This is a genomic window from Pseudoalteromonas sp. TB51 (genome assembly GCF_000498055.1).
Lineage (GTDB): Bacteria > Pseudomonadota > Gammaproteobacteria > Enterobacterales > Alteromonadaceae > Pseudoalteromonas > Pseudoalteromonas atlantica.
Window position 1 is genome coordinate 1 of the sequence record NZ_AUTO01000336.1, and the last position, 7,837, is coordinate 7,837.

Consider the following 7,837-nt stretch of genomic DNA (forward strand, 5'->3'; position numbering starts at 1 on the left):
TATTACTCTACGATAGTTGCTACAACACCAGCACCTACAGTACGGCCACCTTCACGGATAGCGAAACGAAGACCTTCGTCCATCGCGATTGGCGCGATTAGAGTTACTGTCATCTTAACGTTATCACCAGGCATTACCATTTCTACGCCTTCTGGTAACTGTACGTCACCTGTTACGTCAGTTGTACGGAAGTAGAACTGTGGACGGTAACCTTTGAAGAAAGGAGTATGACGGCCACCTTCATCTTTAGAAAGTACGTATACTTCTGAAGTGAATGTAGTGTGAGGTTTGATTGAACCAGGCTTAGCTAGTACTTGACCACGTTCAACGTCTTCACGCTTAGTACCACGTAGAAGTGCACCAATGTTCTCACCAGCACGACCTTCGTCAAGAAGCTTACGGAACATTTCAACACCAGTACAAGTAGACTTAGTAGTCTCTTTGATACCAACGATTTCAACTTCGTCGTTCACGTTGATGATACCAGCTTCAACACGACCAGTTACTACTGTACCACGGCCTTGGATTGAGAAAACGTCTTCGATAGGCATGATGAATGGCTTATCGATGTCACGCTCTGGCTCTGGGATGTAAGAATCTAGTGCTTCTGCAAGCTCAACGATCTTGTCTTCCCACTGCTTTTCGCCTTCAAGTGCTTTAAGAGCAGAACCTTGAATTAGTGGTAAGTCATCACCTGGGAAGTCGTACTCAGAAAGAAGTTCACGAACTTCCATTTCTACTAGCTCAAGTAGCTCTTCGTCGTCAACCATGTCACATTTGTTCATGAATACAACGATGTAAGGTACGCCAACCTGACGAGAAAGTAGGATGTGCTCACGCGTTTGTGGCATAGGGCCGTCAGTCGCAGCTACTACTAAGATAGCGCCGTCCATTTGAGCAGCACCAGTGATCATGTTTTTAACATAATCGGCGTGTCCAGGACAATCTACGTGTGCGTAGTGACGAGTTGGTGTATCGTACTCAACGTGAGAAGTTGAGATTGTGATACCACGCTCGCGCTCTTCTGGAGCGTTATCGATTGATGCGAAATCTTTAGCAACACCGCCGTATACTTTTGCAAGTACGTTAGTGATTGCTGCAGTTAGTGTAGTTTTACCGTGGTCAACGTGGCCGATTGTACCAACGTTTACGTGCGGTTTTACGCGTTCAAACTTTTCTTTTGCCATGACGGAACCTATCAGTTTTGTGTATCTAGATTACATATGAAAATAATCCACCAGAGGTAGATTAATTTAATTTTTTCAAATTTCAAATAGTTTTTTCTGACAGATAAAGGAAGTATTCAAGGAGATTCATATGACTGGTGCTGATAGGCAGATTTGAACTGCCGACCTCACCCTTACCAAGGGTGCGCTCTACCAACTGAGCTATATCAGCAACACCATAATTGGAGCGGGCAGCGGGAATCGAACCCGCATCATCAGCTTGGAAGGCTGAGGTAATAGCCATTATACGATGCCCGCTTTAGGAACCTGTTCTTAAACTACCTCTAACCGTCAAGAATAAAGTGGTGGAGGGAGCTGGATTCGAACCAGCGAAGGCTGAGCCGTCAGATTTACAGTCTGATCCCTTTGGCCGCTCGGGAACCCCTCCACGATAATTCTTTACTAATTCACTTTCGGTAAAAGGAAAGTGGTGCCGACTAACCGAGTCGAACGGTTGACCTACTGATTACAAGTCAGTTGCTCTACCAGCTGAGCTAAGTCGGCACTGCTTTAGTACGGGGCGAGATATTAGAGTAAGGTTTATTATGATGCAACTATAAAATTAAAAAAAATGTAATTTTTTAGCTTAAATGCTCACAATTCATGCAAAAGTGCTTAATTTTGCTGTTTTTCGTCGTTTTTACTTAGCTCATGCCAATAATTTAATCCTTTCATAACCAATAAAGAATCAAAAATACTGCCACTTATTTGCTGCTGTAACAGCAAACCGTAACCACCTGCGCACAAAATTTGTGGTTTTTGTTCGCCTGCGATGTGTTTAAGTTGATATTTGGCCTGCTCAATAGCGCCTAATGTTGCCACCAGCGCGCCATTTTTTAATCCATTGGGTGTGTTTTTACCTAGCTCGTTTAAAAAGGGGGTATTGGCATCATCAAACACGCGTTGAGTATTTTGTGTTAATGAGCGAGTCATTAAGTCAAGGCCGGGCAATATCCAGCCTCCTAAGTGCTCGCCTTCGCCACTCAGTACATCAATAGTGGTTGCTGTGCCAGCATCAACAATAATACTCGCTCTGTTTGGGTAAAGTGTAAAACCTGCCACCAGCGCAAGCCAGCGGTCAATACCTAAATTGCTAACCTGTTCATATGCGCAGCTTAAGCCACTGAGATTTTTACTAACATGCGCCTCAAAACACGGAATACTTTTTTTGGCGGCTAATGTGAGCGCGTCATTTAATAATTCACTGTTACCTACACAAGCATACACAACCTCAGTTATTGCTTGCCACGGCACGTCGCTCATAGAAACGGGCGTTGCTTGTTGCTCGCGCCATAAGGCCGCTTTTAATGACGTATTACCTACATCTATTAGCAGTTTCATAATTCCGCCTTTCTTAACGAGATTTCGCCGCCATAGTAACTTTTAACTTCGCCGTCTTGGCGAATACGTATTCCGCCGTGCTGATCAATACCCTCACAAATACCCCGCCAGCTTCTGTGCCCCGTATTTAGCTCTACGCATTCTCCTGCAAAGGCGTTTAGGGCGTTCCACTGTGCGTACATACTGTTTAGCCCGTCTTGCTGGTAATCTGCCAAACGCTGCTCTAAATAAAAGGTAAGCGAAGCAACTAACTGGTTTTTATCAAGCGCGGTGGTGTGTTGGCTTAAATCAGTCCATGCTTGGTCAATGTGTTCGCTGGTGTTTTGCGGCATGTGTAGATTAATGCCAATACCAATGACTAGCTGACAAGGGCCTTGCGGTTGCCCATCTAGCTCAACTAATACTCCAGCTAGTTTTTGCTTATTTATGTATATGTCGTTTGGCCATTTAAGTTCAATGTCTATATCGTAAAGTGCTTTTATAGCATCATATACCGCAAGCCCTACTGCAATTGATACGCCCATAGCAGCTTGCAGGCCATCATCTAAGCGCCAAAAATAACTGTAATATAAATTAGCCCCAAATGGAGATTGCCATACCCGCCCTCGCCTTCCGCGCCCTGCTTGCTGCATTTCGGCAACCACAACAGTGCCAGACTCAAGCGCGACTTTATTTTGAATACGGCGCATTAGCTCGCTGTTGGTTGAATCTATAATAGGGTGTACTTCTACTTGGGCTATATTGGCACCTAATGCATGGTAATGTTTGGTTATATCGTCTCGGTTTAGCAAACCCACCGCATTGTTTAAACTGTAACCTTTACCCGTCACTTTAAATATATCGAGCCCCATGTCTTGCAGTGTTTGTATATGTTTACTCACTGCAGCACGGCTTATACCCAGTTGCTCGCCAAGGACTTGGCCCGATACAAAGCCACCTTGGTTAAGTGCGTTTAATATTGCTAGTTTATTTCCATCTGGTGCTTTCATTACGCGTGCTCCGTAGTAATATGGCATTCACTATTTGTGTTTATAAGCCTTACTTCGTGCTCTAGCATTATGCCGTAACGTGTAAACACCGTATTTTGTATATGCGTGATCATAGTGATTAAATCGCGCCCTTTACTATCACCATGATTAACTAATACCAGCGCCTGTTGCTGGTGCACCTCAATCCCTGCTACTGTAAAGCCCTTCAAGCCCGCTTGGTCAATTAGCCAACCTGCCGCCACTTTGTGATGGTTTTCCCCATAGGGGTAATGCGGTAAATCACCAAACCGCACAAGCAGCGCTTCTAAACGCGCATTGCTAATAATCGGATTTTTAAAAAAGCTACCCGCATTGGCTAAAGTGTATGGGTTTGGCAGCTTAGCGTTACGAATTTCAATAACCTGCTCAAATACCATTTTAGGGGTGGGATTTTGCAATACTTTGAGTGGGCCATAACTTAAAACTGGCTGCCACTTCTTAGGGAGCGCTAAATTAACCTGAGTGATCACCGCTTTGTTTTTTAAAGCATGTTTAAAAATAGAGTCACGATAAGCAAACTCACACTGTGCGTTAGTTAAAGTCACCTTGGTTTTTGTGGCTATATCAATGTATTCAACCGACTCTACAAATTGAGCGAGCTCAACACCATAAGCACCAATGTTTTGTACCGGCGACGCCCCAACAGTGCCCGGAATAAGCGCTAGGTTTTCAAGCCCTGCAATATTTTTATCAAGTAAATAGCTTACTAGGTTATGCCAGTTCTCACCCGCAGCTGCACTCACTAATACGTCATTTTCTCGCTCGGTAATAGTAATGCCCTTAGTGGCCATTTTAATTACGGTGCCTGCGTAGTTTTCTAAAAATATTGTGTTGCTACCTTCCCCTAATAAACAAAACGGAGCACTAAAACGGTGTGCTTTAAGTTGCTCAACCGAGGTTATTTCAACAAAATGCTGGCATTGATTGTTTAGTGCAAAGGTATGTAAAGGTTTTAATGAGTGCGCCACAAAGGTCTCTGAGTGTACTGGTAACTAATCGCAGTAGTTTACCTTATTGTCGCAAAGAATGTAAAAATCACTCAACCCGCTGTATCAATCATGATATAAAACCTGCACTTATTATTAGTGTTCAGGGTATTTTATGAAAATTAAACCTCTTTTTTTAAGCCTCGCTATGGCCGGTATGTGCTCGCAAGCAATGGCAAACGCGATTGATCAAAACTCATACGCCAACCTAGATGATGTGGTAACAACACACTTAAACCTTGATTTAGATGTCGATTTTGCCGACAAGCAATTAGAAGGTTTTGTTGAGCACACGCTAAAGTGGAACAATGACACAAGTAAAAAGCTGGTACTTGATACCCGCGACTTAGACATTGATAAAGTAATGTACCAAGACACCTCGGGCGATTGGCACAAAGCTAAATTTACACTGGCAGATCGCGATGATGTTAAAGGCTCAAAACTAACAATTACTTTAAAAAGCCAAGCGCCAAAAGTACGTATTTACTACAACAGCCGCCCAGAAGCATCTGGCCTGCAATGGCTAACACCAGAGCAAACTGCCAGCAAAACGCACCCGTTTATGTACAGCCAATCGCAGGCTATTCACGCTCGTAGCTGGTTACCAGTACAAGATACCCCTGCCATGCGCGTTACTTACTCTGCCCGTATTCATACACCAAAAGATATACGTGCCGTAATGAGCGCCGATAACAAAGACGCACTATACAAAGATGGCGACTACCACTTTGAGATGCCTCAAGCTATTTCGCCGTACTTAATTGCAATTGGTGCAGGTAATTTAGAATTTAAAGCCATGTCAAAACAAACTGGTATATTTGCCGAGCCTGAAATTTTAGACGCTTCGGTTGCCGAGTTTAACGACACCCAAGCCATGATCGACAAAACCAACGAAATGTATGGTGAGTATGCATGGGGCCGTTACGATTTATTAATGTTACCGCCTAGCTTTCCGTTTGGTGGTATGGAAAACCCGCGTCTTTCGTTTATTACCCCTACCGTAGTTGCTGGCGATAAAAGCTTAGTAAACCTTATTGCGCATGAGCTTGCACACTCTTGGTCTGGTAACTTAGTTACCAACGCGACGTGGGAAGATTTATGGTTAAACGAAGGTTTTACCTCTTACGTTGAAAACCGCATCATGGAAGAAGTATTTGGCCGCGACCGCGCCGTAATGGAGCAAGCTTTAGATGCAGCAGGCTTACGTGCTCAGCTTAAAACCATTGATGCACCCGATACGCGCCTTAATTTAAAACTTAATGGCCGCGATCCAGATGATGCATTTAGCTCAGTGCCATACACTAAAGGGCAGCTATTTTTAATCTACCTAGAAGAAAAATACGGCCGTGATAAGTTTGATGACTTTGTTAAGACCTACTTTAATGAGTTTGCATTTAAATCGCTGACCACTGCGCAATTTGTTACTTATTTAAAAGCTAACTTAATTGAAAAATATCCAGGCGTTGTAAGCATGGATAAAGTGAATGAGTGGATTTTTGAGCCTGGTTTACCAAGTGATGCACCTAACCCAACATCGGATGCGTTTGATAAAGTAGATACAGCAAGCGCAGCATGGTTAAAAGGTGAAACAAGCGCAGCACAATTACCTACGGCTCAATGGACAGTGCACGAGTGGTTACACTTTTTAAATAACCTACCACGTGATTTAAGCTTAGATAAAATGAGCGAGCTTGATAAGCAATTTAACTTAACGCAATCAACCAATGCAGAGCGCGCGTTTGCATGGTTTATGTTAGCGGTAGGTAATGGTTACCAACCTATTTACCCAGCGCTTGATAAGCATTTATCAGGTATTGGCCGCCGTAAATTAATTGTGCCGTTATACAAAGCACTTATTAAAAATGGTAAGCGCGAATGGGCACATGATGTATACATCAAAGCACGCCCAGGCTACCACCCTCTTGCACAAGGCACCATTGACGCTTTATTTGATAAATAAGCAACCTGTGCCACCCCGAAAGGAATTCACACCTTTAGGGTAAAACAGCATGTCCCGTCCTGAAATAGGTTGACGGTTTTAATGAAAGACTTGGTGCGAAAGCGCCAGGTCTTTTTTATGCACTTGATTTGGTGTTTTCATATCCAAACTTAAGTGCGGTCGCATTTCATTGTATATAAATATCGATTCTTCAACGAGCTGTTTTAACTCTGCCATATTGCGACATTTATACAGTAAAAACTCTTGCTTTAATATCCCGTTAATACGCTCTGCTAATGCGTTTTGATAACAGTCATACCCATCGGTCATCGATGGTCTAATGCCCTCTTTTAATAGCGCATTTTGATATACTTCAGAGCAATATTGTAAACCTCTATCTGAATGATGAATGGCATCACGTTTATATACGCGTTGCTTAATTGTCATTTCTAATGCTCTGACTACATCGGTTGCTTTCATTTCATCACTCAGCTCATAACCCATTATTTTTCGACTGTAAGCATCAGTGACTAACGATAGGTAATGCACGCCTTGCGCTGACTTTACGTATGTAATGTCACTAACGAAGACTTCCTCGGCCGCAGTAGGCATGTATTCCTTTAGTAAATTGGGATGCTTGCGCATCCAATGGTTACTGTTTGTTGTTTTAGTGTAATTTTTCTTTGGTTTTACAAGAAAGTCATGCTCTCTCAAATAATCAAAAAAACAATCACGACCTAGTTTAATGCCACGCTCTTGCAGGTCTGGCTTTATCATCAGATAAAGTTTCTTCCCACCAATACGAGGCATGAATTGCCGCCAGTACATCACTAATTCTTTGACTGGCTCCAATTCTTTATTCCGAGCATCTATTCTGCGCATAGCTTGATAGTAACCTTGTCGCGTTACGCCATATGCACGGCATAACGGAGTAAGCTTTATTTGATGGTTTTCTTTTGCGCGCGTGATAGCTCGGATATGTACTTTTTTCGCAAGCCCGCTCCATATTCTTCATCCATAATATTAATCATTTCATCTTTGATTAAATCCTTTAGGCGTAACTCTTCTATCTCGCGCTCTAAACGTTTAATTTTTTGTGCTGGGGTTTCTTTCGATTTAGGCATGTTGGCTATATAAGTTGGTTTAGACCAATCTAATTTACCATGTTTTCGCAGCCATACCAGAACGGTACTGCGGCCTTGAATACCGTAATGACTTTGCGCTTGTTTATAGGTGAAGTCGCCTTTTTCTACTTGCTCAACAATAGATAATTTAAAGCCTAATGTATAATCTCGCTGAGTACGCTTAACGTCTTTA

Annotated in this window: 6 protein-coding genes and 4 tRNA genes; 1 reads left to right on the forward strand and 9 read right to left on the reverse strand. The window is 42.8% G+C overall.

All coding sequences use genetic code 11. From position 1 onward, the window contains the following. Positions 1 to 2 precede the first annotated feature (2 nt). The 8 genes from tuf to murB all read right to left on the reverse strand — a co-directional run bounded on the left by tuf (position 3) and on the right by murB (position 4,563). Positions 3 to 1,187, reverse strand: a complete 1,185-nt coding sequence (gene tuf, locus L650_RS0121055) for an elongation factor Tu (protein ID WP_029773026.1) — start codon at positions 1,185 to 1,187, stop codon at positions 3 to 5. Between the two features lie 135 nt (positions 1,188 to 1,322). Continuing rightward, positions 1,323 to 1,398, reverse strand: a tRNA-Thr gene (locus L650_RS0121060). Positions 1,399 to 1,409: 11 nt separating this feature from the next. Then, positions 1,410 to 1,484 (reverse strand) — tRNA-Gly (locus L650_RS0121065). 45 nt (positions 1,485 to 1,529) lie between these two features. After that, a tRNA-Tyr gene (locus L650_RS0121070) sits at positions 1,530 to 1,614 on the reverse strand. Between the two features lie 40 nt (positions 1,615 to 1,654). Continuing rightward, a tRNA-Thr gene (locus L650_RS0121075) sits at positions 1,655 to 1,730 on the reverse strand. A 111-nt stretch (positions 1,731 to 1,841) separates the two neighbouring features. Beyond that, positions 1,842 to 2,567 (reverse strand): type III pantothenate kinase, encoded by a 726-nt coding sequence (locus L650_RS0121080; protein WP_029774310.1) that lies wholly within the window; start codon positions 2,565 to 2,567, stop codon positions 1,842 to 1,844. Further along, entirely contained in the window at positions 2,564 to 3,556 is a 993-nt protein-coding gene (birA, locus tag L650_RS0121085) for a bifunctional biotin--[acetyl-CoA-carboxylase] ligase/biotin operon repressor BirA (RefSeq protein ID WP_029774311.1), read from the reverse strand. Before birA ends, L650_RS0121080 begins: the two co-directional genes overlap by 4 nt. Beyond that, the gene (murB, locus tag L650_RS0121090) at positions 3,556 to 4,563 is read right to left on the reverse strand and encodes a UDP-N-acetylmuramate dehydrogenase (protein ID WP_029774312.1); all 1,008 of its coding nucleotides are present in this window, start codon (positions 4,561 to 4,563) and stop codon (positions 3,556 to 3,558) included. Before murB ends, birA begins: the two co-directional genes overlap by 1 nt. Positions 4,564 to 4,696: 133 nt before the next feature. Here murB and L650_RS0121095 point away from each other — a divergent pair, with 133 nt between their 5' ends. Further along, positions 4,697 to 6,541, forward strand: coding sequence for a M1 family metallopeptidase (locus L650_RS0121095; protein WP_029774313.1), 1,845 nt, complete (start codon positions 4,697 to 4,699; stop codon positions 6,539 to 6,541). Between the two features lie 78 nt (positions 6,542 to 6,619). Here L650_RS0121095 and L650_RS23970 read toward each other — a convergent pair. Further along, a protein-coding gene (locus tag L650_RS23970; protein ID WP_128081048.1) for an IS3 family transposase occupies positions 6,620 to 7,837 on the reverse strand; the annotation gives its coding sequence in 2 pieces (ribosomal slippage) (positions 6,620 to 7,503 and positions 7,503 to 7,837; 1,219 coding nt annotated over the 2 pieces). This gene is flagged as partial in the annotation.